Origin of the sequence: Streptomyces sp. Mut1 (assembly GCF_030719295.1) — a bacterium.
In the GTDB taxonomy this organism is placed as follows: Bacteria; Actinomycetota; Actinomycetes; order Streptomycetales; family Streptomycetaceae; genus Streptomyces; species Streptomyces castrisilvae.
This window is the reverse complement of the sequence record NZ_CP120997.1, coordinates 3,377,590-3,404,285: the sequence shown is the minus strand read 5'-3', so window position 1 is coordinate 3,404,285 and position 26,696 is coordinate 3,377,590. Positions and strand designations below refer to the sequence as shown.

Sequence of the window (26,696 nt, the reverse complement as noted above, 5' to 3'; positions counted from 1 at the left end):
CTACGCGGCGCGGGCGCCCTGTCCGCCGGCCGGGGGCGGTACGTGGGCGCAGGGGCGGCGGGGGCCGACGGGGAGGCGGCGGGCCAGCGGGCGGGGCAGCGCGAAGTTCACGAAGCCCTCGGCCTGCATCGCGGCGAGCGAGATGCGGGGCAGGTCGCGGGCGGTGCGGTAGACCACGAAACGGGGCTCCCAGCGGGGGCGGAACTTGGCGTTGAACTTGTACAGCGACTCGATCTGGAACCAGCGCGAGAGGAAGATCAGCAGTCCGCGCCAGACCCGCAGGACCGGTCCCGCGCCCAGTTTCTCGCCGCGGGCCAGGGCGGAGCGGAACATCGCGAAGTTCAGCGAGACCCGGGTGATGCCCAGGCGGGGCGCGGCCTGGAGGGAGGCGACGATGAGCAGTTCGTTCATCCCGGGGTCGGCGGACCGGTCGCGGCGCATGAGGTCGAGGGACATGCCGTCGGTGCCCCAGGGCACGAAGTGGAGCACGGCCTTCAGGTCGCCGTAGGGGGACTCGGCGCCGTGCTCGTCGGCCTTGTGGGCGGTGGCGACGAAGCAGTCCTGGTCGGCGCTGTCGCCGATGCGGCCGAGCGCCATGGAGAAGCCGCGTTCGGTGTCGGTGCCGCGCCAGTCGGCGGCGGCGCGGCGGATGCGGGCCAGCTCGGCCTCAGAGATGTCGGCCACGCGCCGGACGCGGGTCTCGTAGCCGCCGCGTTCGATGCGCTTGACCATCTGGCGTACGTTGCGCATCGCGCGTCCGGCGAGGGAGAAATCCGCGACGTCCACCACCGCCTCGTCGCCGAGTTCGAGGGCGGCCAGGCCGGTCTCGCGGGTCCAGACCTCGCCGCCGGTCTCGCTGCACCCCATGACGGCCGGGGCCCAGGAGTGCGCCCGCGCCTCGTCCATGAAGCGTTCGATGGCGCCGGGCCAGGCCTCCACGTCACCGATCGGGTCGCCGCTGGCCAGCATCACGCCGGAGACCACGCGGTAGCAGACGGCGGCCTTCCCGCTGGGTGAGAAGACCACGGCCTTGTCGCGGCGGAGCGCGAAGTGGCCCAGCGAGTCGCGGCCGCCGTGCCGCTCCAGCAGGGCGCGCAGCCCGGCCTCGTCGTCCTCGGTGAGGCGGGCGGCCGGGTGTTCGGGGCGGAAGGCCAGGTAGATGGTGGTGACGGCGGTCAGCAGGCCGAGGGCGCCCAGCGAGTAGGCCACGGTCCAGGAGGTGTCGCCCGCGTAGTCGACGGGCCCCTCGAAGCCGAACAGGCCGTACAGCACGTGCTGGAGGCGGTCGGCGATGCTGGGGCTGCCGACGAGGCGGCGGGGGTGGGCGCTGACGATGACCAGGCCGAGTCCGAGCGAACCCGCGCCGAGCAGCACGAAGTTGGCCAGGGCCCGCCAGCGGCTGCGCGGGTCGGGGAGCGCGGCGAATTCACTCCGGTGGCGCACCAGCAGGTAACACAGCGTCAGTGACACGAGGGTGCCGAGGACCGAGTGCCGGTAGGAGAACTGGGCCAGCGCTCCGGCCGGGAGCAGTACGACGGCGGCCCGCCAGGCGCGCCGCTTGCGCCGCTTGAGGCCGTGCGCGAGGAGCAGCAGCAGGACGCCGGCGCTCAGTGAGAGGGCCGCGGCGAAGGGGCCGAGGGCTCCGGGGAGCACCTCGGCCAGGCTGTGCATGCGGCTGTGCCGGAACCGGGGGAACACCCCGGCGGTGACGTCGATCAGCCCGACGGCCGCGCAGGCGGTGCCGACGAGCGCCGGTACGGCTTCGGGCCTCGGTCCGCGCACGAACGTACGTGCGCGATCCGGAACCGATCCCGATTTATCCCCATCTAGCGTGACAGACATCGCTTCCCGTGGTTCCGCGAGAGATTCCTGGAGTCCGGCGGCCGGAGCCCTGCGGACGATGTGCGACCTCTAGGACGAGGCTTCCGGGCCGTGGGTTCACCCACAACCCGGAAATTTCCTTACAGAAAGTTCACCGGTCATGGGCCTTACGGGCAAGGCAGTGCTGATCCTCGCGATCGTGCTGGCCGTCGTGCTGTTCACCCTCACGATCTGGTGCTGGCCGAGGCTCGCCCGGCGCAGCGCCCCCGCGGTGCTCGGGCGGGTGGGGTTGCTGCTGGCCACCCAGGTGGCGGTGTTCGCCACCGTCGGCCTGCTGGCCAACAACTCCTTCCTCTTCTACGGCTCCTGGGCCGACCTGCTCGGCCGCCAGCAGGACCTGGGCGTGGTCACCGACCACGCGGCCGGGACGCTCGCCGCGAAGAACATCGTCCGGGTGGGGACGCAGCGGCCGGACGTGCCGGGCGGTGCGCGGCCGGCCGTGGGCGGCCGGATCGACAAGGTCGTGATCGCGGGCCGGCACTCGGGGATCGAGAGCTCGGCGTACGTGTATCTGCCGCCGGAGTACTTCCAGGAGGCCTACGCGCGGCGGAAGTTCCCGGCGGTCGTGGTGCTCACCGGGTACCCGGGCACCTCGGAGAACCTCATCAAGGGGCTGCGCTATCCGCGTACGGCACTCGACCGGGTGCGGGCCGGGCGGGCGCAGCCGATGATCCTGGTCATGCTGCGGCCCACGCTGGCGCCGCCCCGGGACACCGAGTGCGTGGACATAAAGGGCGGTCCGAAGACGGAGACCTTCTTCGCCCAGGACCTGCCGCAGGCGGTCTCGGCGGAGTACCGGGTCGGCAGGAGCGCCCGCAACTGGGGCATCATCGGCAACTCGACCGGCGGGTACTGCGCCCTGAAGATCGGGCTGCACCACCCGGACAGGTACACCGCGAGCGCGGGGCTCTCCGCGTACTACAAGGCGGCCGAGGACCCGACGACCGGTGACCTCTTCCACGGCGACGAGGCGGCGCGGCACCGGGCCGACCTGCTGTGGACGCTGGACAACCTGCCGCAGCCGGACGCGTCGTTCCTGGTGACCACCTCCCGCCACGGCGAGTCGAACTACCGCGACACACGGCGGTTCCTGGCCAAGGTGAAGCAGCCGGCCCGGGTGTCCTCGATCGTGCTGGACAGCGGCGGGCACAACTTCAACACCTGGCGCCGGGAGATCCCGGCCGCCCTGGAGTGGATGAGCAGCCGGCTCAGCGAGAGCTGACGAGGCGGGCGGGGCCGCGGCGGACGACCGCGGGGCTGACGACGCGGGGGCGGGTGCGGGGCGCGGGGGCCGGCGCGACGGGCGCGCGGGACGGGTGGCGGCCCCCGCGTCGCCTCAGACCGCCGACGTCTCCGTCACGCCCGTCACGCTCTCGACGGCCACCTCGGCGCGGGGGACCGAGCGGCCGTCCGCGCCGACCGAGCGGCGCAGCGCCTCGTGGAGACGGGCGGGGGTCAGCACGCCCAGGAACCGGCCCTCGCCCGCCTCGTCGATGACGGCGATCCAGCCGGCGTCGTGCTGGAGCATGGTGGCGAAGGCCTGTTTCAGCGGGGCGCCGAGGGGAAGCCACGCCTCCATCCGGCGGGCGTGGTCGCGGACGGTGCCCTTGCCCCCGCTGCGCGCGTCGTCGGCGGGAATCCAGCCGTGCAGGTGGTCGTCGCCGTCCAGGACCACCGCCCAGCGGGCACCTTCCGCGCGCAGCCGCTCGGTCGCGGCGGCCAGCGGGTCGTCCAGGTGGACGACCGGCGGATGGTCGAGGTCGCTCTCCTCGACGGGGGTGACCGAGAGCCGCTTGAGGCCGCGGTCCGCGCCGACGAAGTCGGCCACATAGCCGGTGGCGGGGGCGCCGAGCACGGTGGCGGGGGAGTCGAACTGCTCGATCGAGCCCTGTCCGTAGACGGCGATGCGGTCGCCGAGCCGGACGGCTTCCTCGATGTCGTGCGTGACGAACAGGATGGTTTTGCGCACCTGTTCCTGGAGTTTCAGGAATTCGTTCTGAAGGTGCTCGCGCACGACCGGGTCGACGGCGCCGAAAGGTTCGTCCATCAGCAGGACCGGCGGGTCGGCGGCGAGTGCCCGGGCCACACCGACCCGCTGGCGCTGGCCACCGGACAGCTGTTCCGGATATCGGTCGCCATAAACGGAAGGATCGAGTCCGACCAGATCGAGGAGTTCGGCGGCGCGGGCCCGGCCCTTTCCGCGTTTCCAGCCGAGGAGATGGGGAACGGTGGCGGTGTTCTCCAGGACCGTCTTGTGCGGGAAGAGGCCGACCTGCTGGATCACATAGCCGATACGGCGGCGCAGTTGGACGGGGTCGATGGCGGATATGTCGTCCCCGTCGAGGAATATCCGGCCCTCGGTCGGTTCGATCAGCCGGTTCACCATCTTCATGGTGGTCGTCTTGCCGCAGCCCGACGGTCCGACGAGCGTGACCAGTTCACCCTCGGCGACCTCGAAGGAAAGGTCGTCGACGGCGGTGGTGCCGTCCGCATACCGCTTGGTGACGTGCTCGAAACGGATCATGGTTCCCCATTGTCGCGCGTGTTCTGTGAAGGACATGTTGCTGGAATACAACGGCCTCGGCGATTGTCAGTGGTCGAGGATAAGCTCGCCCGGCATCAGTACGAGTGGGCAATCGGGAGGTGGGGGGACGGATGGCCGCACAGAACTGCCTGGTGACGAACGACTGGATCTGCGGGGAGTATCTCCGTTCCCGCAGTCAGGAGTTGACGGACGCGACGGTCCAGCACATCTGGATCACCGTCGTCTCGGTCGCGATCGGGGTGGCCGTGGCCTTCCCGCTGGCGCTCCTCGCGCGCCGCAGCCGGCGGTTCGCGGGACCGGTGCTCGGGCTGACCACGGTGCTCTACACCGTGCCGTCCCTCGCGATGTTCTCGCTCCTGCTGCCCGTGTTCGGCCTCTCGGCCGCGCTCGTGGTCACCGGGCTCGTGCTGTATTCGCTGACCATCCTCGTGCGCAACATCCTCGCCGGTCTCGAAGCGGTCCCGCAGGAGGCGAAGGAGGCCGCGCACGGCATGGGGTACGGACCGGCCCGCCTGCTGTGGGAGGTGGAGCTGCCGCTCGCGCTGCCCGCGCTGATGGCGGGGATACGCATCGCGACGGTGTCCACGGTCGCGCTGACGACGGTCGGTTCGATCGTCGGCCGGGGCGGCCTGGGCAACCTCATCGAGGACGCGCTGCCCAGCTTCTTCAAGGCCCAGGTGCTGGCCGCCTCGGTGCTCTGTGTACTGCTCGCGGTCGTCGCCGACCTGCTGCTGCTCGGTCTCCAGCGGCTGCTGACGCCCTGGACCCGCATACGCGCCACGCACGGCGGCGCGGGCGCGCCCGGCCCGGTGAAGGCGGTCTGACCATGGGAGTTCTCGGCGAGGCCTGGACCTGGCTCACCACCGGCGCCAACTGGTCGGGGGAGAGCGGGGTCGCCCACCGGCTCGGTGAGCACCTGTACGTCAGCGGGGTGGCGCTCGCGCTGTCCTGCGCCATCGCGCTGCCCGTCGCGCTCTACCTGGGCCACCGGGGCAAGGGCGGCGCGCTCGCGGTCAACCTGGCCAATGTGGGGCGGGCGATCCCCGTCTTCGCGGTCCTGGCCCTCTTCATGGTCTCGCCGCTGCGCAACGCGGGATACATACCGACGATCATCGCCCTGGTGCTGTTCGCCGTGCCGCCGCTGCTGACCAACGCCTATGTCGGAATGACCGAGGTGGACCGTTCGGTGGCGGAGGCCGCGCGCGGGATGGGGATGTCGGGCGGGCAGCTCTTCCTGCGCGTCGAGCTTCCGCTGGCCTACCCGCTCATCATGACCGGGCTGCGGTCGGCCGCGGTCCAGGTGGTGGCCACGGCGACGATCGCCGCCATGGTCGGTCAGGGCGGCCTCGGCCGCATCATCACCGCCGGTTTCAACACGTACGACACCCCGCAGGTGGTCGCGGGGGCGCTGCTGGTCGCCGTGCTCGCCCTGCTGGTGGAAGCGGTCCTGGTGGGCGTCGACCGCCTGCTGTCCCCGCTGCGCCGCCGCAGGCCGGCATGAGTGCCCGGCCGGCCCACCCAACCCATAACCCTTGTCGCATACGGCCTCGCCGCCGTGGACGGAGAAGAACATGAGCAGGACCTCACGTATGGCCGGCGCGGTCGTCGGCGTCATCGCGCTGGCGGGCTCGCTCGCCGCCTGCGGCGGAGACAGCCTGGAGAACGACAAGGGCGCCCCCGCCGGGGACAAGGACTCCGGCAAGAAGGGCTCGCTCGTCGTCGGCGCCGCGGCCTTCACCGAGTCCAAGGTGCTCGCGGAGCTGTACGCGCAGATACTCGGCGACGCCGGGTACAGCACCTCGGTCACCACGGTGAAGAACCGTGAACTCTACGAACCTTCGTTGGAGAAGGGCGAGATCGACGTCGTACCGGAATATGCCGCGACGATCGCCGAATTCCTCAACGCCAAGGTGAACGGGGCGAAGGCCGCCGAGTCGAAGCCGGTCGCCTCGGGCGACACCGCCGCCACCGTCGCCGCGCTGAAGAAGCTCGCCGAGCCGCGCGGGCTGAAGGTGCTGCCGGCCGGGAAGGCCGTCGACCAGAACGCCTTCGCGGTCACCAGGGAATTCGCCGAGAAGAACAAGCTGACGACCCTTTCGGATCTCGGCGCCGCCAAGATCGCGGTCAAGGTCGCGGCGGGCGACGAGTGCGAGGTGCGGCCCTTCTGCGCGCCCGGCCTGAAGAAGACGTACGGCATCGACGTCACCGGGATCGACCCCAAGGGCGTCGGTACCCCGCAGTCCAAGCAGGCGGTCAAGGACGGCAAGGACCAGCTCGTTCTCACCACCACGACCGACGCGGTGCTGGACACCTACGACCTGGTGTTCCTGGAGGACGACAAGAAGCTCCAGAACGCGGACAACGTCCTTCCGGTCCTCAACGCCAAGGACGCCGGAGCGCAGGACATCGCCGACGCACTCGGCAGGCTCACCGGCGCACTCACCACCGAGGACCTCGCACAACTGAACCGCAAGGTCGACGCCGAGCGCGCCAAGCCCGCCGATGTGGCCCGGGAATACCTGCAGTCGAAGGGTCTGATCAAGAAGTAGCGAAGGTCCCCGGGAAGGGGATTCGGGGGCCGCCAGGTAACTTGCGGGGCACAGATTGCCGGGCGGCTCCCCAAGTCCGCCGTACACACGGTAAATTTCGGGCCATGCCACGTGGACGCCATCGCCATTCGCCACCACTGCACAGAATCCTTCCGCCTTCGGCAGTCGCCGGAGCCTCGGTCGTATGTGCCGCGGGCGCCTGGCTGCTCGCCGAACCCCTGGCCCTGCGCGCACTGGTCGCCGCCGCCGCGGCCGCCGCCTGCACCGGGGCGGTCCTGATGCGCGGCTGGGACCGCGAGGCGGGCCGCCGGGTCGCGGAGCTGACGCGCGCCCGCGCCAGTGACGAGTGGCGTGCCGAGGAACGCGTGGCGGAGCTCGAAGCCGAGCTGGAGGAGTCGCGCGAGCTGCGCGCCCGCCTGGAGACGAAGCTGCGCCGCAAGCGCGTGGAGCTCGCCGGGCTGCGGGGCGAACACGCCGCGCTGCTGCGGCGGTACGCCAACGCCGAGACCGAGCGGGCCAGCGTTCTGGAGAGCCGTCGCCGGCTCGCCATCGAGGCGGCTGCCCCGGCCCGCGAACTGCCCGCGGCGCGCAGCACCCCGACCCCGGACGCGTACGCCCGCGCCGCCCGCGCGCTGGCCGACCTCACGCGCAACGCCGCGCTCCAGAAGGCCCGGCGCACCGCCGAGAGCACCCGGGAACGGATCCTCGCGGAGCGCGCCCGGCAGGGGCAGGAGCCGAAGGGCCGGGAGCCGCAGGGCCGGCAGCCGCGGGGGAAGCACGCCGCGGCCGGGGCGCCCGGCACCGGGGACGGTCAGGAGCACCGCACCCCCGCCGCCCTGCCCGCGCCCCGGCCCGCCGGTGAACTGCCGGCCCCGCGCCCGGTGCCGGCCGCCGGCGCGGTCGTGCCGTACTCCGCGGCCCGCCGTCATCTGGTGCCGCAGGGCAGCTTCGACTTCTTCGGTACGCAGAAGGCGAACGCCGCCATCGAGTCCGTGCAGAACGAGGACCTGGCCGACGTGGTGGGCGAGGAGGCCCTCGCCGCGCACCGCTCGGGCACGGCGGAGAACCGGGCCGTCGGCAAGGTCATCGACCTGACCGCGCACGACGAGACGGAGCAGCTGGACGTGGCCCAGCTGCGCAGCGCGATCTCGTAACGCCTCCGGCGGACGCGGCGGTTACTTGTCGATGTCGCCGACGACGAAGAACAGCGAGCCCAGGATCGCCACCATGTCGGCGACCAGCGTGCCCGGCAGCAGTTCGGTGAGCGCCTGGATGTTGTTGAACGACGCGGAGCGCAGCTTCAGCCGGTACGGGGTCTTCTCGCCCTTGGACACCAGGTAGTAGCCGTTGACGCCGAGCGGGTTCTCGGTCCAGGCGTAGGTGTGGCCCTCGGGGGCCTTGAGGACCTTGGGCAGCCGCTGGTTGACCGGTCCGGGCGCCAGCTCCGCCATCCGGTCCAGGCAGGCGTCCGCGAGGTCCAGGGCGTTGTGCGTCTGCTCCAGCAGGCACTCGAACCGGGCCAGGCAGTCGCCCTCGGTCCGGGTGACGACCTTCAGGGTGTCCTGAAGCTCCCCGTACGCGAGATACGGCTCGTCGCGCCGCAGGTCGAAGTCGACGCCCGAGGCGCGGGCGATCGGCCCCGACACCCCGTACGCGTGCACCGCCCCGGCCGACAGCACGCCCACCGAGCGGGTGCGGGCCCGGAAGATCTCGTTGCCGAGGACCAGCCCGTCGTAGATGTCCATCCGGGAACGGACCGAGGCGACGGCGTCCCGGGCGCGGCCGAGCCAGCCCGCCGGAAGGTCCTCCTTGAGGCCGCCCACCCGGTTGAACATGTAGTGCATCCGGCCGCCGGAGACCTCCTCCATCACGGCCTGGAGCTCCTCGCGCTCGCGGAACGCGTGGAACACCGGGGTGATCCCGCCGAGTTCCAGCGGGTAGGAGCCGAGGAACATCAGGTGGTTGAGGACCCGGTTCAGCTCGGCGAGCAGCGTGCGGGTCCAGACCGCGCGCTCGGGGACCTCCATGCCGAGCATGCGCTCGACGGCCATCACGACGCCCAGTTCGTTGGAGAACGCGGACAGCCAGTCGTGGCGGTTGGCGAGCATGATGATCTGGCGGTAGTCGCGGGCCTCGAAGAGCTTCTCCGCGCCGCGGTGCATGTAGCCGATGACCGGTTCGGCGTGCTGGACGCGCTCGCCGTCCAGGACGATGCGCAGGCGGAGCACGCCGTGCGTGGAGGGGTGCTGCGGGCCGATGTTGAGCACCATGTCGGTGCTTTCCGCCGCGCCGCCGATGCCGACTGTCGTCTCCGTCATGCGGCGATTATTGCGTGCCGCGCCGTTGCCCGGGGCGCTGCCCCGCAACCCGCTCCTCAATCGCCGAAGGGGGTGGAACGCGCGCCGGAGGGGCTGACCGTGTGGCTCAGCCAGCCGAAGTCGCCCAGGCCGCCCCGGGCCGTGAGCTCCGCCGCCTCGCCCGCCGAGGCCAGGGCACGGAGGTAGGCGGCCGGGTCCGTCGACGCCAGGGACAGCGGCGGGCGTCCCCCGCTGACGCCGAGGTCCGCCAGCGCCTCGCGCTGGGTGCGCAGCTCCGCGTCCGGGCCGGCCGCCGCCGCGCAGGCGTCCAGGGCCACATGGGCGGTGAGGTCGCAGCTGCCGTCCGGCACCGGCCGCACCTCGCGCCCGGCCCGGAAGCCGGTCAGCGTCCCGTACGGCGGGCGTTCCCCGCGTACGTGGGTGTAGTCCACCGCCACCGCGAGCCCGGCGGAGACGGCGGACACCGCGTCCGCCCACGCCTCGTCGCGGGGGCGGCCGATCTCCGCCCGGCTGCCGGGGCCCGCCGAGGGCCACCAGCGCCGCAGCCACGCCGCGTCCGCCCCGGCCACCGGGCCGCCCAGCCGCTCCGCGCCGTCCGGGGTCCGCACCTCGACGTACCGGTCGGTGCCGCCGGCGTCCGTCTCGGCGACCGGCAGCGGCACGTTGTCCAGCCACTCGTTGGCGAACAGCAGCCCCCGCACCCCGCGCGGCGGCTTCGCGCACCACTCCACGCGCGGGTCCAGGCCCTCGGGGCGGGCGGCGACCTCGACGGCGTACGCCCGTACGGTGAGGTCCGCGCCGCCCTCGGCCGGCAGCGCGGCGAGCACGCCCGTCACCAGCTCCCCGCGCCCCGCGCCCAGGTCGACCAGGTCCACGTCCGGGGTGCCGAGATCGGCCGCCGTCGCGACCAGCAGCCGGGCGACGGCGGCCGCGAACAGGGGGGAGGCGTGCACCGAGGTACGGAAGTGGCCCGCCGGGCCCTCGGGGCGCCGGTAGAAGCCCTCGTCGCCGTACAGGGCGGTCTCGGCCGCCTCCTGCCACCCACGCCACTCATCCGTCACGCGCCCCAGTCTCCACCTTGGGGAGTACGGTCCCAGGACCCGGATCGGCCCTTCGGCTGACCCGGCACCCCTCGGGCTTCCCTACGCTGGGTTACGTGCAGCGCCTCTACGATTTCATCCGCAGACACCCGACGGGCGTCGACAGCTTCTGGGCTGTCTTCCTCCTCGGGCTCTCCGGCATGACCATCGTGGTGGGCGACACCGGACGCGGCGGTCCGATGGAGCGCATCGCCATCGCGCCGGTCGTCATCGGCCTCTGCGTCGTCGTCGCCCTGCGGCGGCGCGCTCCCGAGAAGATGCTGCTGCTCGCCATCGCGATGGGGGTGGCCCAGCTGCTCTTCGGCGTCCGGCCGACCGTCGCGAACTTCGCCATGCTGGTGATCACCTACACGGTGGCCACCGTCGGGGAGCGCTGGGCCTCCCGGCTCGCCCTGGCGTGCAGCCTGGTCGCGGCCACGCTCTCCCAGCTCCGCTGGCCGAACCAGGACGAGGCGTCGAGCAGCTGGGCGCAGGCCGTGTTCGTGGCCGTCGTGATGACCGTGCCGTTCGTACTGGCCTGGGTGCTCGGTGACTCGATGCGGACCCGCCGGGCCTACTTCGACCAGCTGGAGGAGCGGGCGGCCCGCCTGGAGCGGGAGCGCGAGGCCCAGTCGAAGGTGGCGGTGGCCGCCGAGCGGGCCCGTATCGCCCGCGAGCTCCACGACGTCGTCGCGCACAACGTCTCGGTGATGGTGGTGCAGGCCGACGGCGCCGCCTATGTCATGGACGCGGCACCCGACCAGGCCCGGAAGGCGCTGGAGACCATCTCCGGCACCGGCAGGCAGGCCCTGGCGGAGATGCGGCGGCTGCTGGGCGTGCTGCGGACGGGCGACGCGCAGGAGAGCGGGGAGTACGTCCCGCAGCCCGACGTCGAACAGATCGAGGAGCTGATCGGCCAGGTCAGGAAGGCCGGTCTGGCGGTGGACTTCAAGGTCGAGGGGACCGCCCGCCCGCTGCCCAGCAGCGTCGAGCTGACCGCGTACCGCATCGTGCAGGAGGCCCTGACCAACACCCGCAAGCACGGTGGCCCGCACGCCGGGGCCAGCGTGCGGCTGGTCTACTTCGACGACGGGCTCGGCCTGCTCGTCGAGGACGACGGCCGGGGCGCCGCGCACGAGCTGTACGAGGACGGCGGGGCCGACGGAGCCGGGCACGGCATGATCGGCATGCGCGAACGGGTCGGCATGGTGGGCGGCACACTGGACGCCGGGCCGCGCCCCGGCGGCGGCTTCCGGATCAGCGCGCTGCTGCCGCTCAAGGCCGCCGACTAGATCGTTCCGGCCGCCCACCGGAGGCTGCCCACCGAAGAAGGAGACAAGGACCCCCATGGCGATCCGCGTGATGCTCGTCGACGACCAGGCGCTGCTGCGCACCGGCTTCCGGATGGTGCTCGCGGCGCAGCCCGACATGGAGGTGGTCGCCGAGGCCGGTGACGGCGCGGAGGCGATCGAGGTCCTGCGCTCCACCGCGGTGGACGTGGTGCTGATGGACGTACGCATGCCGAAGCTGGACGGTGTCGAGGCCACCAGCCGGATCTGCGCGCAGCCCGATCCGCCGAAGGTGCTGATCCTGACGACGTTCGACCTCGACGAGTACGCGTTCTCCGGGCTGAAGGCCGGGGCCAGCGGCTTCATGCTGAAGGACGTGCCGCCGGGCGAGCTGCTCGCCGCGATCCGCTCCGTGCACAGCGGGGACGCGGTCGTCGCCCCGTCCACCACCCGCCGGCTGCTCGACCGGTTCTCGCCGATGCTGCCCAGCGGTAACCCCGAACCGCAGCACAAGGACGTCGCCAGGCTCACCGAACGCGAACGCGAGGTGATGCTGCTGGTCGCCCAGGGCCTGTCGAACGGCGAGATCGCGGGGCGTCTGGTGCTCTCCGAGGCGACGGTGAAGACACACGTCGGCCGCATCCTGACCAAGCTGTCCCTGCGCGACCGGGTACAGGTCGTCGTCCTCGCCTACGAGACGGGGCTCGTGCGCGCCGGCGGCGGCGCGGGCTGAGGCGCGGGCCGGCTCAGCGCAGGATTCCCTCCAGGAAGTCGCTGCCGAGCCGGGCCACCACCGTCAGGTCGAGCTGGTGCAGGACGTACCGGCCCCGGCGCCGGGTCGTGACCAGACCGGCCTTCTTGAGCACCGCGAGATGGCGGGAGACCTCGGGCGAGGTGATGCCGTTGGTGTCGGCCAGTTCGCCCGTCGTGTACGGGGAACGGGCGATGCTCCGGCACAGCCGCATGCGCAACGGGTGCGCCAGGGCCTCCATCCGCAGCTGGAGCAGCTCGACGGAGGCGGGCGAGGGCAGCTCGGGGCGGTGCACCGGGTAGTGGAGCACCGGACGCCAGCCCGGGGCGTGGAGCACCATCAGATGGGGCCGGCCGAAGCTGGTGGGGATGAGGGTGAGCCCCGGCCCGACGGCGGGGTCGGTCGCGTCGGTCGCCCCCTCGGTCAGCTTGTCGACGCTGATCCGGCCGCCGTCCCCGGACACCGCGAGGGCGGGGGAGACCGCCCGTATCGCCTCGGCGAGCCCCTTGTGCCGCAGCAGGTCCGTCTTGTGCCGCGCGTCGGCCACGAGCCGGCCCCGGATCCGCTGCCAGGTGTCCGCGAAGAACGCCTGGTCGCAGTCCTCGAACAGGCGGCGCAGCCGGCGCCGTACGAGGTCGGGGTCGGCCAGCAGCCGCTGGGTGAACTCCACCTGCGGCCGGCCGCGCGCCGCCGCCATCTCCAGGGCCCGCGCGCGCGTCCCGGCGTCGCGGAGCGGGGAGGCCGCGCCGGTCCCGTGGAACGCCCCGCAGTTGAACTCCAGGGCCGCGGCGACGAACCGCTCGTCGTCCAGCCGGTCCAGCAGGTCCAGGTCGGCGGCGAGGTCGGCGCCCGTCCTGCCGTCACCGCCGCGCACCCCGGCGAACGGCATGAAGATGTCCGAGAAGGTGTTCCGCCACAGGAAATCCGCCTCGTGCAGCCGGTCGGCGAGGTCGGGCTCCAGGGCCGTGGCGGTGGCCGTCGCCCAGCCGTGCACGCCCGGGTGGTGCCCCGGTTCGCAGAGCGCGTGCAGGGCGACCCCCAGCTCGACGAGCGGGGAGGTCTCGAAGACGATGCGGGCGGGGTCGAGGCCCGCGATGTCGATGGTCACGCTCACCCGTCCATGGTGCCGGGTGGGTGTGACAGTCCGGACGCCGTTTGACGGGCGGTGTCGATCAGCGTCCGGAACCGGGCCGGCTCACCCCTTCCGGGGCACCCGCTCCAGGAAGCCGGCCAGCGCCTTCCGGACGTCGTCGGCCGTCCACTCCAGACCCGCCTGCCCCACGGTCACCTCGGTGAACGCCACCCCGGGCGCACCGGTGTCCGGCGTGAACCAGCGGCGGAACAGCACCACGCCGGTCTCCTCCGCCTGCCGCACCGACGCCGCGGTCAGCTCGTCCGCGCCGTACGGCAGCCACACCTGGAACTGGTGGGTGTGCGGGGGCTCCGGCTGTACCCGGAACCAGCCCGTGCCGGCCTGCGTGAACCCCTCGGCCAACGCCGCGGCGACCGTCTTCGCGTGCGCCACGTACGCGGGCAGGTTCGGCAGCTCCCGGTCCAGGCCGGCCAGGGCCGCGACCGCCGCCGGGAACTGCTGGAAGAGCCGGCCGCCGTAGCGGTGCCGCCAGACCCTGGCCTCCTCGACCAGCGAGGCGGAACCGGCCAGCGCGGCCCCGGAGATGCCGCCGACGGACTTGTAGAACGACACGTACACGCTGTCCGCGAGCGCGGCGATCTCCGGCAGCCCGCGCCCGAAACGGGTGGCGCACTCCCACAGCCGGGCCCCGTCGAAGTGGACCACCGCGTCCCGCTCACGGGCGGCGGCCACCACGGCCTCCAGCTCCTCCCAGGTGGGCAGCACGAAGCCGGCGTCGCGCAGCGGCAGCTCCAGCATCAGCGTGCCGAACGGCTCAGGGAAGTCACGGATCTCCTCGGCGGTGGGCAGCCTCGGATCGGACGTGGGGTGGACGGTACGCAGCCCGCTCACCGCGCCCAGGGCGCCGCCCTCGTGCATCTCCGGGTGGGCGAGCGGGTGCAGCGCGACGGTGGAATCGCCGGTGCGGGCGGCCCAGCAGCGCAGCGCGACCTGCTGCGCCATCGTCCCGGTCGGGAAGAACGCGGCGGCCTCCGTGCCCAGCAGCCCGGCGACCCGCTGCTCCAGCTCGGCGACGACAGCGTCCCCGTAGATGTCCGCGGGCAGGGCGATGTCGGTGACCGTCGCCGCGTCCGCCGTGAGGGAGGCCAGCTGTTCGCCGAGCGAGCGGTCCTGCGGGATGCGGGAGAGGACGCGCCCGGCCTGCCGCCACGCGGTGAGGCGGCGCAGCCGCCAGGCCTCGTCGTCCCCGGCCGCCCCCTCGTCCGTCACCTGCGCGTTCGTGTCTGCCATGGGACGATCATCACGCACAACGCCGTGCCTGCCCACAGGTTTCCGCAGCCCCGGAGCCGTGCGGGCGAGGTTTCCACAGGCTGTGGACAGCCGGGAGGGCGGACCGGGCGCTGGCGTAGCATGCAGAGGAATCGTCCGGTACCCCCCGCGGACTGGAACGGAAGGCCATCGCAGCGTGAACGCAACAGCTCCCAAGGACCCCCTCGACGCGAGGGACCGCCCCGCCCGGCTCACCGTCGGCGTGGTGGGGGCGGGCCGCGTCGGCCCCGCCCTGGCCGCGTCCCTGGCCCTCGCCGGACACCGCCCGGTCGCCGTGTCGGGGGTCTCCGACGCCTCGGTGCGCCGCGCCGCGGCCCTGCTGCCCGACGTCCCCCTCGTGACGCCCGCCGAGGTCCTCGCGCGCGCCGATCTCGTCCTGCTGACCGTCCCCGACGACGCCCTCCCCGGGCTCGTCGAGGGCCTCGCCGAGACGGGAGCGGTCCGGCCGGGCCAGCTCCTCGTCCACACCTCGGGGCGGTACGGGACGAAGGTGCTGGACCCCGCGCTGCGGGCCGGCGCCCTGCCGCTCGCGCTGCATCCGGCGATGACGTTCACCGGCACGTCCGTGGACGTCCAGCGGCTGGCCGGCTGCTCCTTCGGGGTCACCGCCCCCGAGCAGCTGAGGCTTGCCGCGGAGGCGCTGGTCATCGAGATGGGCGGCGAGCCGGAGTGGATCGCGGAGGAGTCCCGTCCGCTCTACCACGCGGCGCTCGCCCTCGGCGCGAACCACCTGGTCACGCTGGTCGCCCAATCGATGGAGCTGCTGCGCACCGCCGGGGTCACCGCCCCGGACCGGATGCTCGGCCCCCTGCTCGGCGCCGCTCTGGACAACGCCCTGCGCTCCGGTGACGCGGCGCTCACCGGCCCGGTCGCGCGCGGCGACGCCGGCACGGTCGCCGCGCACATCGGGGAGCTGCGCGCCCACGCCCCGCAGACGGTCGCCGGATACGTGGCGATGGCCCGCGCCACCGCCGACCGCGCCCTCGCCCACGGCCTGCTGAAGCCGGAGCTCGCCGAGGACCTGCTCGGCGTCCTGGCGGACGGCGGCGGAGCGGCGGGCGGTCGCGGCCCGGGTGGTACCGGCGGCCGTGGCGCCCCGGACGGCCCCGGCGGAGCGGACGGCAGTACCGGCACCGGACCGGAGGAGACCCGATGACCGCGTCCGTCTCCGCCCCGGCGCTGCTGGACACCGCCGCCGAACTGGACGCGTACGCCCCCGGCGGCAAGCGGGCCGTCGTCATGACGATGGGCGCCCTGCACGAGGGGCACGCCTCGCTGATCCGCGCCGCCCGCGCGCTCGCCGGCCCGGCCGGGCAGGTCGTCGTCACGGTCTTCGTCAACCCGCTCCAGTTCGGCGAGGCAGCCGACCTCGACCGCTACCCCCGCACGCTCGACGCCGACCTCGCCGTGGCCGGTGCGGCGGGCGCGGACGTGGTCTTCGCCCCGTCCGTCGACGAGGTCTACCCGGGCGGCGAACCGCAGGTCCGGATCTCGGCGGGGCCGATGGGGGAGCGCCTGGAGGGGGCCGCACGCCCCGGCCACTTCGACGGCATGCTCACCGTCGTCGCCAAGCTGCTCCACCTGACCCGGCCGGGCGTCGCGCTGTTCGGGCAGAAGGACGCCCAGCAGCTGGCGCTGATCCGGCGCATGGTGCGCGATCTGAACTTCCCCGTGGAGATCGCCGGAGTGGAGACGGCCCGGGAGCCCGACGGCCTCGCGCTCTCCAGCCGCAACCGCTTCCTCGACCCGCACGAGCGGCGCACCGCGCTCGCCCTGTCCCGGGCCCTGTTCGCCGCCCGCGACCGGCTCGCCGCGCAAGCGGCGCTGCACGCCCGCGCGCAGGCCGCCGGGGCGACCGAGGACCGGGCCGCCGGGCTCAACCGGCTCGGCGAACCCCGCCTCGCGGCCGACGCCCAGGCGGTGGCCCGCGCCCGGCCGGACACCGGACCCGCCGTCGTGCGCGCCGCCGCCCGCGCGGTCCTCCAGGAGGCGGGGGCCGCGAGCCCGCCGCTCGATCTGGACTACGTGGCGCTGGTGGACCCGGCCGACTTCACCGAGATCCCCGACGACCGCACGGCGGGCGACGCGATCCTCGCCGTCGCCGCCCGGGTCGGCGCGACCCGGCTCATCGACAACATCCCCCTCACCCTCGGAGCCACCCCGTGACCGGAATACGGCTGACCGCCCCCGCACCCGGCTGGGCCATCGACGCGGACGTCGTGGTCGTCGGCTCCGGTGTCGCCGGCCTCACCACCGCGCTGCGCTGCGCGGCGGCGGGCCTCGCCACCGTCGTCGTGACCAAGGCCCGACTGGACGACGGCTCGACGCGCTGGGCCCAGGGCGGGATCGCCGCCGCGCTCGGCGAGGGCGACACCCCCGAACAGCACCTGGACGACACCCTGGTCGCCGGCGCCGGCCTGTGCGACGAGGCGGCCGTGCGGACCCTGGTCACGGAGGGCCCGGACGCGGTGCGCCGGCTCATCGGGACCGGCGCCCACTTCGACACCGCCGACGACGGGTCCATCGCGCTGACCCGCGAGGGCGGCCACCACCGCCGCCGCATCGCCCACGCGGGCGGTGACGCGACCGGCGCGGAGATCTCCCGCGCCCTGGTCGAAGCGGTCCGCGAGGCCGCCCTGCACACCATCGAGAACGCCCTCGTGCTCGACCTGCTCACCGACGCCGAAGGCCGTACCGCGGGCGTCACCCTGCACGTCATGGGCGAGGGCCAGCACGACGGCGTCGGCGCGGTCAACGCCCCGGCCGTGGTCCTGGCCACCGGCGGCATGGGCCAGGTCTTCTCCGCCACCACCAACCCCGCGGTCTCCACGGCCGACGGCGTGGCGCTGGCGCTGCGGGCCGGCGCGGAGGTCTCGGACCTGGAATTCGTCCAGTTCCACCCCACCGTCCTCTTCCTGGGCGCCGGCTCCGAGGGCCAGCAGCCCCTGGTCTCCGAGGCGGTACGGGGCGAGGGCGCCCACCTCGTGGACGCGCACGGCACGCGCTTCATGCTCGGACAGCACGAGCTGGCGGAGCTGGCCCCGCGCGACATCGTCGCCAAGGGCATCACCCGCCAGATGCAGCTGCACGGCACCGACCACATGTATCTGGACGCCCGCCACTTCGGGGCCGAGATGTGGGAGCGGCGCTTCCCGACCGTCCTGGCCGCCTGCCGGGCCCACGGCATCGACCCGGTCACCGAGCCGATCCCGGTGGCACCGGCCGCGCACCACGCCTCCGGCGGCGTCCGCACCGACCTGCGGGGACGTACGACCGTGCCGGGGCTCTACGCCTGCGGCGAGGCCGCCTGCACCGGGGTGCACGGCGCGAACCGGCTGGCGTCCAACTCGCTGCTCGAAGGTCTCGTCTTCGCCGAGCGCATCGCGGCGGACATCGTCACCGAGCGCCCCCGCGCGGGTGAGGCCGTCGACCGGGCCCCCGTGGCCTCCCCGCTGCTGGCCCCCGAGACCCGGACCACGATCCAGCGCATCATGACGCGCGGCGCCGGAGTCCTGCGCTCCGCCCGGAGCCTCACCACGGCCGCCGACGAGCTGGAGGACCTACACCGCAGCGCCTACCTGAAGGCCGGAGGGGACGAGCCCAAGACCGCGGAGCCCGGGGTCGAGGCCTGGGAGGCGACCAACCTGCTCCTGGTCTCCCGGGTCCTGGTCGCCGCCGCCCGGCAGCGCGAGGAGACCCGCGGCTGCCACTGGCGCGAGGACCGGCCCGAGCGCGACGACGAGCACTGGCGCCGCCACCTCGTCGTCCGGCTGACCTCCGACCGCAGCCTCGTCCTCCGTGGGACGGATACCGAGGCGTTCGGGCCCGTGGACGCGCCCGGGGCAGCAGACTGCGCAGCGACGAGCACCACCCACCCCACTCCCGAGGAGCCGTAACCGTGAGCACGCCCGAAGAGAATCCGCGCCCCACGCCCGTGGACGTACCGCTGATCCAGATCGGCGCGCCCGCGTCTGCCGCGGACGGCTGCGGGGACGCCTGCGGCTGCGGCGGGGACGAGGACTACGAGGAGTGCGGCCTCGATCCCGCGCTCGCCCAGCTCCTGGCCGACGCGGGCCTGGACCCGATCCAGGTCGAGGACATCGCGCACCTGGCCATCGCGGAGGACCTGGACGGCGGGGTGGACGTCACGACCGTGGCCACGGTCGCCGAGGACGCCATGGCCACCGGTGACTTCACCGCCCGCGAGGCCGGTGTGGTGGCCGGTCTGCGGGTCGCCGAGGCGGTCCTGTCGATCGTCTGCACGTCCGAGTTCGAGGTCGAGCGGCATGTCGAGGACGGCGACCGCGTCGTGCCCGGCCAGAAGCTGCTGACCGTCACCACCCGCACCCGTGACCTCCTCACCGGCGAGCGCAGCGCCCTCAACCTGCTCTGCCGGCTCTCCGGCATCGCCACCGCGACCCGCGCCTGGGCCGACGTGCTGGAGGGCACGAAGGCCAAGGTCCGCGACACCCGCAAGACGACCCCGGGCCTGCGCGCCCTGGAGAAGTACGCGGTGCGCTGCGGCGGCGGCGTCAACCACCGGTTCTCGCTGTCCGACGCCGCGCTCGTCAAGGACAACCACGTCATCGCGGCGGGCGGGGTGGCCGAGGCGTTCAAGCGGGTGCGGGACGCGTTCCCGGACGTGCCGATCGAGGTCGAGGTCGACACGATGGAGCAGACCGCCGAGGTGCTGGACGCGGGCGCGGACCTGATCCTGCTGGACAACTTCACCCCCGCGCGGACGGCCGACGCGGTCGCGCTGGTCGCCGGGCGCGCGGTCCTGGAGTCCTCCGGACGGCTCACCCTCGACTCGGCCCGCGCCTACGCCGAGGCCGGGGTGGACTACCTGGCCGTCGGCGCGCTGACCCACTCGCCGACGATCCTGGACATCGGCCTGGACTTCCGCGACACCGACGGGGCCGGCGCCTGATGCTGCTCACCATCGACGTCGGGAACACCCACACCGTCCTCGGTCTGTTCGACGGCGAGGAGATCGTCGAGCACTGGCGGATCTCCACCGACGCCCGCCGCACCGCCGACGAACTCGCGGTGCTGCTCCAGGGCCTGATGGGCATGCACCCGCTGCTCGGCATGGAACTGGGCGACGGCATCGAGGGCATCGCGATCTGCTCCACGGTCCCGGCCGTCCTGCACGAACTGCGCGAGGTGACCCGCCGCTACTACGGCGACGTCCCGGCGGTGCTGGTCGAGCCGGGCATCAAGACCGGGGTGCCGATCCTCATGGACAACCCGAAGGAGGTCGGCGCGGACCGCATCATCAACGCGGTCGCCGCCGTCGACCTGTACGGGGGCCCGGCGATCGTCGTGGACTTCGGTACGGCCACCACCTTCGACGCGGTCTCCGCCCGGGGCGAGTACACCGGCGGTGTCATCGCGCCCGGCATCGAGATCTCGGTCGAGGCGCTCGGCGTCAAGGGCGCCCAGCTGCGCAAGATCGAGCTGGCCAGGCCGCGCAGCGTCATCGGCAAGAACACCGTCGAGGCCATGCAGGCGGGCATCATCTACGGCTTCGCCGGCCAGGTCGACGGGGTCGTGGCCCGGATGAAGAAGGAGCTGGCGGCCGACCCCGACGACGTCACCGTGATCGCGACGGGCGGCCTTGCTCCGATGGTGCTGAACGAGTCGTCCGCCATCGACGAGCACGAGCCCTGGCTCACCCTCATCGGGCTGCGCCTGGTGTACGAGCGCAACGCGTCGCGCCTGTAGCGGTACGCGGTCCGACCGGCGGGTTCCCGCGCGGCGGCTCCCCGGGGCCGCCGCGCCACCGACGACCAGTTAAACGGATTTTGTCCCTTTAGCACGTATTGTCGCGTTATGCCCACGCCCTACGGATCACGCGGCGGTATGGCGTTCAGCGCGGACGAGCTGCGAGTGCTCCGACGCGCCCTCGCCTTCGCCCTGCACCCCGCGCCCCTGCCCGACGAGGATGTCCAGGACTGCCTGCGGCTTGCGGGCAGCGTGGACGAGGTGGTCGGCGAGGCCGGACGGCTGCGCGCCTTCCTGCTCGCCGACCTCGCCCGCTACCGCGACGCCCTGCCCGGCTCCCTCAGTGGCTACCTGGAACTCCTCCAGGACGCCCTGGCCGCCGGCTACGACCCCCGTCCCGAGGACCTGGCCGCGCTGCGTGCCCTGCGCGGCGGCCGCCTGGCCGGCGCGCTCCTGGAGCGCTGCCAGGTGATCGCGGAGCGCTCGGTGCGCGCCCGGCTCGCCGGTCGGGCCGTGCCCGCGACGGCGCCCGCGCCCCGCAGCCGGCTGCTCGCGCTGCCCGGCGGCCGCGCCGCGGAGCCGGACAAGCCCAAGACCCCGCCGGCACCGGCGCCGGCCCGCCCGGTTCCGCCCTCCGAGCGTCCGGCGCCGAAGCCCTCGGAGGTCTTCCCGCCCCGCCGGCCCGTCCCCCGGCCCGCACAGCGCGCCGCGGGGTAGGGCCTCCGGTGGGGTCCCGCGCGGGCTCGCTACTCTGGACGCCATGGACTACGTATCCGCGCTCGTGCCCCCCGTGGTGATGGCCGTCTTCTTCATCGGCCTGGTCGTGACGATCGTCAAGAGCCAGGGCGGCCCCAACAAGGCCAAGGAGGACGCGGCCGTGGACGCGGCGCTCAGCCGCGCCGACGCGGCCCAGCAGAGCCCGCGGACCGAAGGGGCCTGACCGCCTCCGAAGCCGCGCACGGCGCGCATCCCGTACGAAGGGCGTACGGCTCCCGAGGAGCTGTACGCCCTTTTGCTGTGTATATAACTACGCATTCCAGACATATAGCACTAAGGTGACGCTGTGCCCCGTCAATTGGGAGAGCTGGAAGACGCCGTGATGACGCGGGTCTGGGAATGGAACCGTCCGGTCACTGTGCGGGAAGTCCTGGAGGACCTTCAGCAGGAGCGGTCCATCGCCTACACCACCGTCATGACGGTAATGGACAATCTCCATCAGAAGGGCTGGGTCCGCCGCGAAGTGGAGGGCCGCGCATATCGATATACGGCCGTCTCGACCCGCGCCGCATACGCGGCCGCCCTGATGAACGAAGCCTGGTCGCGCAGCGACAACCCGGCGGCCGCGCTCGTCGCCTTCTTCGGGATGATGTCGGCCGAGCAGCGCGAGGCTCTGCGGGACGCGATGCGGATCGTTCTGCCCACACTTCCCGAGGACGGGACGCCGCCGGCCGAAGCCGGGGAAGCCGGTGAAGCGGTCGATGACGCGGAGCCCGAGACCGGGCGATAGCGTCTGCGTATGTCCTCAGAGCTTCCGCAAACCGATTTCCGCACCGTACCGTCTGCTATAAACGTGGCCATCACCGTCCGGCGCGCACGCACGAGCGATGTGCCCGCCGTCCGGCGTCTCCTCGACGGGTACGTGCGGGAAGGCATCCTCCTCGACAAAGCCACGGTGACGCTTTACGAGGACATCCAGGAGTTCTGGATCGCCGAACGCGACGAGGACGCCCGGGTCATCGGCTGCGGAGCACTGCACGTGATGTGGGAAGACCTCGCCGAAGTACGCACTCTCGCCGTCGATCACAGTCTCAAGGGCGTCGGAGTGGGGCATCAAGTACTGGACAAGTTGTTGCAGACCGCCCGCTGGCTCGGCGTCCGACGGGTTTTCTGCCTCACCTTCGAAGTTGACTTCTTCACGAAGCACGGCTTCGTGGAGATCGGAGAGACACCGGTCGACGGAGATGTCTACAGCGAGCTGCTGCGTTCCTATGACGAGGGAGTCGCGGAGTTCCTGGGTCTCGAACGAGTGAAGCCGAACACCTTGGGCAACAGCCGGATGCTTCTGCACCTGTGACCGAGGGAAGAAGGCGAGCCCTATGTCCGAATCGCGCATGTTTCCCGTCCACTTGAGCTGCTGAACCTCTCCCGAGGGTTTGTGTTTTCCGGGGAAAAGCGGTTTCCTTTCCGCGTACTCCATTTTCGATGAAAGGAAATCCGGTGGCACAGAAGGTTCAGGTCCTTCTTGTTGACGACCTCGACGGTGGCGAGGCGGACGAGACGGTGACGTTCGCGCTGGATGGCAAGACGTACGAGATCGACCTCACCACCAGCAACGCGGACAAGCTGCGTTCCCTTCTTGAGCCCTACGCCAAGAACGGCCGTCGCACGGGTGGCCGTGCGGCGTCGGGTCGCGGCAAGGGCCGGGCGGTCTCCGGCGGCAACAAGGACACCGCCGAGATCCGTAAGTGGGCCCGCGAGAACGGCCACAGTGTGAATGACCGCGGCCGCGTTCCCGCGGAGATCCGCGAGGCCTACGAGAAGGCCAACGGCTGAGCGGCCGGGTCATCGGGGAACAGGCCCGCACGGGCCCGCGTCAGCCGAGCCCGGTGGCATTCCGTCGCCACGGCGTCCACGAGCCGGACGAGATCGGGAGCATCCCCACCCCTGCTCCCGAAGCCGGAGAAAGCCGGGAGAGCCGGCGCTTCGTCCTGTTCGAGCGATGACCTGGGGGGCCGCAGCCAGGAGGCGGCCCCCGGCGGCACCGGCCGGCCCGGCGGCGGCGGTGCGGTGATCCGCCCGCCCGCGCCCAGACCGCTCAGCGAGAGCGCGACCCCGCCCCACTCCAGCCAGTCGAGCAGCCCCGGCAGCTCCTCCGCGCTCCCCGGCGCCACCAGCAGGCTCATCCGCAGCCCCATGAGCGCCACCGGACCCGTCCGGCCCACCCGCCGCAGCGCCGCGTGACCGGCGACCGCGGGGACGACGAGCGCGTCGAACGCCAGCCCCGTCAGCAGCCGCACCGGTGAACCGCCCGCCGTGGCCCAGCCGAGCTCCTCCTCGTACCACCGGCCCCACCCGTCCCACGGCTCCTTCCGGGCGCCGCCGCCGGGTTCGGCGGAGGGCGGGACGCGGGGCGGCGGGACGGTGAGAGCCATGCCGGAAGAACTCCCGATCCACCCTTGGGGTTACGCAGAGTTCTTGTGCGAACGCATAGGGTGTCCGGGTTGAGGGCGTACGGGCGCATTCAGGAGTACGAAGATGTTCGCCCGTAGCGGAGGGAACCCGCGTACCCCGCATGGACTGTCTGTAATTGCGGGTAAGACATCCCTAGTGGGGAGGGGCGACACGCAAGCCATGGACGTCTCACGTTCGCCATCGGCGTACTGGCGACTGGGGTATCTGTCTGGCCTGCGGGAACATCGTCTCGCACCATCGGGTTGGAGCAGTTGTCGGCGTTCGGGGCGGGGATCCGCCAGGAAGCAAGGCCGGGTGTCGGCAGTTGAAATGAGCGGTCCCCGCTTGCGGGACTAAGCTGCGGAAGGACAGGGAGGGGACCGACCCCTTACTGCCTGACCGCTCTGAGGAGCGATTAACGATGTTCGAGAGGTTCACCGACCGCGCGCGGCGGGTTGTCGTCCTGGCTCAGGAAGAAGCCCGGATGCTCAACCACAACTACATCGGCACCGAGCACATCCTCCTGGGCCTGATCCATGAGGGTGAGGGTGTCGCCGCTAAGGCCCTGGAGAGCCTCGGGATTTCGCTCGAGGCGGTCCGCCAGCAGGTGGAGGAGATCATCGGTCAGGGCCAGCAGGCCCCGTCCGGCCACATCCCCTTCACGCCCCGAGCCAAGAAGGTCCTGGAGCTGTCGCTCCGCGAGGCCCTGCAGCTCGGCCACAACTACATCGGCACGGAGCACATCCTGCTCGGCCTCATCCGCGAGGGCGAGGGCGTCGCCGCCCAGGTCCTCGTGAAGCTGGGCGCCGACCTGAACCGGGTGCGCCAGCAGGTCATCCAGCTGCTGTCCGGCTACTCGGGCGGCAAGGAGGCGGCCACCGCGGGCGGCCCCGCGGAGGGCACGCCCTCCACGTCGCTGGTGCTCGACCAGTTCGGCCGCAACCTCACGCAGGCCGCTCGCGAATCCAAGCTCGACCCGGTCATCGGGCGCGAGAAGGAGATCGAGCGGGTCATGCAGGTGCTGTCCCGGCGCACGAAGAACAACCCGGTCCTCATCGGCGAGCCCGGCGTCGGCAAGACGGCGGTCGTCGAGGGCCTGGCGCAGGCCATCGTCAAGGGCGAGGTGCCCGAGACCCTCAAGGACAAGCACCTCTACACCCTGGACCTCGGCGCGCTGGTCGCCGGCTCCCGTTACCGCGGTGACTTCGAGGAGCGCCTGAAGAAGGTCCTCAAGGAGATCCGCACCCGCGGCGACATCATCCTGTTCATCGACGAGCTCCACACCCTGGTGGGTGCGGGTGCCGCCGAGGGCGCGATCGACGCCGCGAGCATCCTCAAGCCCATGCTGGCGCGCGGCGAGCTGCAGACCATCGGCGCCACCACGCTCGACGAGTACCGCAAGCACCTGGAGAAGGACGCCGCTCTCGAGCGCCGCTTCCAGCCCATCCAGGTCGCGGAGCCGTCGCTGCCGCACACCATCGAGATCCTCAAGGGTCTGCGCGACCGCTACGAGGCCCACCACCGCGTGTCCATCACGGACGAGGCGCTGGTCCAGGCCGCGACGCTGGCCGACCGCTACATCTCGGACCGCTTCCTGCCGGACAAGGCGATCGACCTGATCGACGAGGCCGGATCCCGGATGCGCATCCGCCGGATGACCGCGCCGCCGGACCTCCGCGAGTTCGACGAGAAGATCGCGGGCGTGCGCCGCGACAAGGAGTCGGCCATCGACTCCCAGGACTTCGAGAAGGCAGCTTCCCTCCGCGACAAGGAGAAGCAGCTGCTGGCGGCGAAGGCCAAGCGCGAGAAGGAGTGGAAGGCCGGCGACATGGACGTCGTGGCCGAGGTCGACGGCGAGCTGATCGCCGAGGTCCTCGCCACCGCCACCGGCATCCCGGTCTTCAAGCTGACGGAGGAGGAGTCCTCCCGCCTGCTGCGCATGGAGGACGAGCTCCACAAGCGCGTCATCGGGCAGAAGGACGCCATCAAGGCCCTCTCGCAGGCGATCCGCCGTACGCGGGCCGGTCTGAAGGACCCGAAGCGCCCCGGTGGCTCGTTCATCTTCGCGGGCCCGTCCGGTGTCGGTAAGACCGAGCTGTCCAAGACGCTCGCCGAGTTCCTCTTCGGTGACGAGGACGCGCTGATCTCCCTCGACATGTCGGAGTTCAGCGAGAAGCACACGGTCTCGCGTCTCTTCGGTTCGCCCCCCGGCTACGTGGGCTACGAGGAGGGCGGGCAGCTCACCGAGAAGGTGCGCCGCAAGCCGTTCTCCGTCGTCCTGTTCGACGAGGTCGAGAAGGCCCACCCCGACATCTTCAACTCCCTGCTCCAGATCCTGGAGGACGGTCGCCTGACCGACTCCCAGGGCCGGGTCGTGGACTTCAAGAACACGGTCATCATCATGACGACCAACCTCGGGACCCGGGACATCTCCAAGGGCTTCAACCTGGGCTTCGCCGCCCAGGGCGACGTGAAGACGAACTACGAGCGGATGAAGGTCAAGGTCAACGAAGAGCTCAAGCAGCACTTCCGGCCCGAGTTCCTCAACCGTGTCGACGACACAGTCGTCTTCCACCAGCTCAGCCAGGAAGACATCATCGAGATCGTCGACCTGATGGTCGCGAAGGTGGACGAGCGGCTCAGGGACCGTGACATGGGCATCGAGCTCAGCACGGAGGCCAAGAAGCTCCTCGCGAAGAAGGGCTACGACCCCGTGATGGGCGCCCGGCCGCTGCGCCGGACGATCCAGCGCGAGATCGAGGACATCCTCTCCGAGAAGATCCTCTTCGGTGAGCTGCGCCCCGGTCACATCGTGGTCGTCGGCAGCGAGGGCGAGGGTGACGAGCAGAAGTTCACCTTCCGTGGCGAGGAGAAGTCGGCTCTGCCCGACGTTCCCCCGATCGAGCAGGCGGCAGGCGGCGCCGGCCCGAACATGACGAAGGAGGCGTGACAGGCGCGTCCTGC

25 protein-coding genes are annotated in these 26,696 nt (G+C 72.2%); 18 read left to right on the top strand and 7 right to left on the bottom strand.

All coding sequences use genetic code 11. From position 1 onward, the window contains the following. On the bottom strand, positions 1-1,842 hold the full coding sequence (locus P8A18_RS14600) for a phosphatidylglycerol lysyltransferase domain-containing protein (RefSeq protein ID WP_306054872.1): 1,842 nt from the start codon (positions 1,840-1,842) through the stop codon (positions 1-3). 139 nt (positions 1,843-1,981) lie between these two features. Between P8A18_RS14600 and P8A18_RS14595 the strand changes: the two genes are divergently transcribed. After that, on the top strand, positions 1,982-3,103 hold the full coding sequence (locus tag P8A18_RS14595) for an alpha/beta hydrolase (protein ID WP_306054870.1): 1,122 nt from the start codon (positions 1,982-1,984) through the stop codon (positions 3,101-3,103). Between the two features lie 114 nt (positions 3,104-3,217). On the opposite strand, the gene P8A18_RS14590 is transcribed toward P8A18_RS14595, so the two are convergent. After that, on the bottom strand, positions 3,218-4,405 hold the full coding sequence (locus tag P8A18_RS14590; protein ID WP_306054868.1) for a betaine/proline/choline family ABC transporter ATP-binding protein: 1,188 nt from the start codon (positions 4,403-4,405) through the stop codon (positions 3,218-3,220). 131 nt (positions 4,406-4,536) lie between these two features. On the opposite strand from P8A18_RS14590, the gene P8A18_RS14585 reads away from it, so the two are divergent. The 4 genes from P8A18_RS14585 to P8A18_RS14570 all read left to right on the top strand — a co-directional run bounded on the left by P8A18_RS14585 (position 4,537) and on the right by P8A18_RS14570 (position 8,129). Next, positions 4,537-5,250 carry an ABC transporter permease gene (locus P8A18_RS14585; protein ID WP_306054866.1) on the top strand — a complete coding sequence of 238 codons (714 nt, stop codon included), beginning with the start codon at positions 4,537-4,539 and terminating at the stop codon, positions 5,248-5,250. 2 nt (positions 5,251-5,252) lie between these two features. Next, a complete protein-coding gene (locus tag P8A18_RS14580) occupies positions 5,253-5,927 on the top strand; it encodes an ABC transporter permease (protein WP_306054864.1) in 675 nt (224 codons plus the stop codon). A 70-nt stretch (positions 5,928-5,997) separates the two neighbouring features. Further along, positions 5,998-6,975, top strand: a complete 978-nt coding sequence (locus P8A18_RS14575; protein WP_306054862.1) for an ABC transporter substrate-binding protein — start codon at positions 5,998-6,000, stop codon at positions 6,973-6,975. Positions 6,976-7,079: 104 nt separating this feature from the next. Then, complete coding sequence (locus tag P8A18_RS14570; protein ID WP_306054860.1) at positions 7,080-8,129, top strand: hypothetical protein; 1,050 nt, start codon at positions 7,080-7,082, stop codon at positions 8,127-8,129. Positions 8,130-8,150: 21 nt separating this feature from the next. On the opposite strand, the gene P8A18_RS14565 is transcribed toward P8A18_RS14570, so the two are convergent. Beyond that, complete coding sequence (locus P8A18_RS14565; RefSeq protein WP_306054858.1) at positions 8,151-9,293, bottom strand: NADH-quinone oxidoreductase subunit D; 1,143 nt, start codon at positions 9,291-9,293, stop codon at positions 8,151-8,153. Between the two features lie 56 nt (positions 9,294-9,349). Beyond that, positions 9,350-10,354, bottom strand: a complete 1,005-nt coding sequence (locus P8A18_RS14560; protein WP_306054856.1) for an SAM-dependent methyltransferase — start codon at positions 10,352-10,354, stop codon at positions 9,350-9,352. Positions 10,355-10,449: 95 nt separating this feature from the next. Between P8A18_RS14560 and P8A18_RS14555 the strand changes: the two genes are divergently transcribed. Then, positions 10,450-11,664, top strand: coding sequence for a sensor histidine kinase (locus tag P8A18_RS14555; protein WP_306054854.1), 1,215 nt, complete (start codon positions 10,450-10,452; stop codon positions 11,662-11,664). 55 nt (positions 11,665-11,719) lie between these two features. Then, positions 11,720-12,394, top strand: a complete 675-nt coding sequence (locus P8A18_RS14550; RefSeq protein WP_018551221.1) for a response regulator — start codon at positions 11,720-11,722, stop codon at positions 12,392-12,394. Positions 12,395-12,407: 13 nt separating this feature from the next. On the opposite strand, the gene P8A18_RS14545 is transcribed toward P8A18_RS14550, so the two are convergent. Both P8A18_RS14545 and P8A18_RS14540 read right to left on the bottom strand, forming a co-directional pair. Continuing rightward, positions 12,408-13,520: a DUF5937 family protein gene (locus tag P8A18_RS14545; protein ID WP_306060911.1), complete on the bottom strand. Its 1,113-nt coding sequence runs from the start codon at positions 13,518-13,520 to the stop codon at positions 12,408-12,410. 87 nt (positions 13,521-13,607) lie between these two features. Then, positions 13,608-14,795, bottom strand: coding sequence for a threonine aldolase family protein (locus P8A18_RS14540; RefSeq protein ID WP_306054851.1), 1,188 nt, complete (start codon positions 14,793-14,795; stop codon positions 13,608-13,610). Between the two features lie 175 nt (positions 14,796-14,970). Here P8A18_RS14540 and P8A18_RS14535 point away from each other — a divergent pair, with 175 nt between their 5' ends. From P8A18_RS14535 to P8A18_RS14490, 10 genes are all read left to right on the top strand, one after another. After that, positions 14,971-15,990 carry a Rossmann-like and DUF2520 domain-containing protein gene (locus tag P8A18_RS14535; RefSeq protein WP_306054849.1) on the top strand — a complete coding sequence of 340 codons (1,020 nt, stop codon included), beginning with the start codon at positions 14,971-14,973 and terminating at the stop codon, positions 15,988-15,990. Continuing rightward, the gene (panC, locus tag P8A18_RS14530; RefSeq protein WP_306054847.1) at positions 15,987-17,000 is read left to right on the top strand and encodes a pantoate--beta-alanine ligase; all 1,014 of its coding nucleotides are present in this window, start codon (positions 15,987-15,989) and stop codon (positions 16,998-17,000) included. The genes P8A18_RS14535 and panC overlap by 4 nt, the downstream gene beginning before the upstream one ends. Next, entirely contained in the window at positions 16,997-18,730 is a 1,734-nt protein-coding gene (locus tag P8A18_RS14525; RefSeq protein ID WP_306054845.1) for an L-aspartate oxidase, read from the top strand. The genes panC and P8A18_RS14525 overlap by 4 nt, the downstream gene beginning before the upstream one ends. Before the next feature lie 2 nt (positions 18,731-18,732). Then, positions 18,733-19,764, top strand: coding sequence for a carboxylating nicotinate-nucleotide diphosphorylase (gene nadC / locus P8A18_RS14520; protein WP_306054843.1), 1,032 nt, complete (start codon positions 18,733-18,735; stop codon positions 19,762-19,764). Continuing rightward, complete coding sequence (locus tag P8A18_RS14515) at positions 19,764-20,561, top strand: type III pantothenate kinase (RefSeq protein WP_306054840.1); 798 nt, start codon at positions 19,764-19,766, stop codon at positions 20,559-20,561. Before nadC ends, P8A18_RS14515 begins: the two co-directional genes overlap by 1 nt. Before the next feature lie 138 nt (positions 20,562-20,699). Next, entirely contained in the window at positions 20,700-21,278 is a 579-nt protein-coding gene (locus P8A18_RS14510; RefSeq protein ID WP_306060909.1) for a hypothetical protein, read from the top strand. A gap of 43 nt (positions 21,279-21,321) precedes the next feature. Then, entirely contained in the window at positions 21,322-21,501 is a 180-nt protein-coding gene (locus P8A18_RS14505) for a hypothetical protein (protein WP_306054838.1), read from the top strand. Between the two features lie 123 nt (positions 21,502-21,624). Next, positions 21,625-22,068, top strand: a complete 444-nt coding sequence (locus P8A18_RS14500; protein WP_306054836.1) for a BlaI/MecI/CopY family transcriptional regulator — start codon at positions 21,625-21,627, stop codon at positions 22,066-22,068. Positions 22,069-22,077: 9 nt separating this feature from the next. Beyond that, positions 22,078-22,635: an amino-acid N-acetyltransferase gene (locus P8A18_RS14495; RefSeq protein ID WP_078622518.1), complete on the top strand. Its 558-nt coding sequence runs from the start codon at positions 22,078-22,080 to the stop codon at positions 22,633-22,635. A 143-nt stretch (positions 22,636-22,778) separates the two neighbouring features. After that, positions 22,779-23,114 (top strand): histone-like nucleoid-structuring protein Lsr2, encoded by a 336-nt coding sequence (locus tag P8A18_RS14490; protein ID WP_136320273.1) that lies wholly within the window; start codon positions 22,779-22,781, stop codon positions 23,112-23,114. Here P8A18_RS14490 and P8A18_RS14485 read toward each other — a convergent pair. Then, on the bottom strand, positions 23,093-23,713 hold the full coding sequence (locus P8A18_RS14485; RefSeq protein ID WP_306054834.1) for an SCO3374 family protein: 621 nt from the start codon (positions 23,711-23,713) through the stop codon (positions 23,093-23,095). The two genes, P8A18_RS14490 and P8A18_RS14485, sit on opposite strands and share 22 nt — an antisense overlap. Positions 23,714-24,153: 440 nt before the next feature. Between P8A18_RS14485 and P8A18_RS14480 the strand changes: the two genes are divergently transcribed. Beyond that, positions 24,154-26,682, top strand: coding sequence for an ATP-dependent Clp protease ATP-binding subunit (locus P8A18_RS14480; protein WP_306054832.1), 2,529 nt, complete (start codon positions 24,154-24,156; stop codon positions 26,680-26,682). The last annotated feature ends 14 nt before the right edge of the window (positions 26,683-26,696 follow it).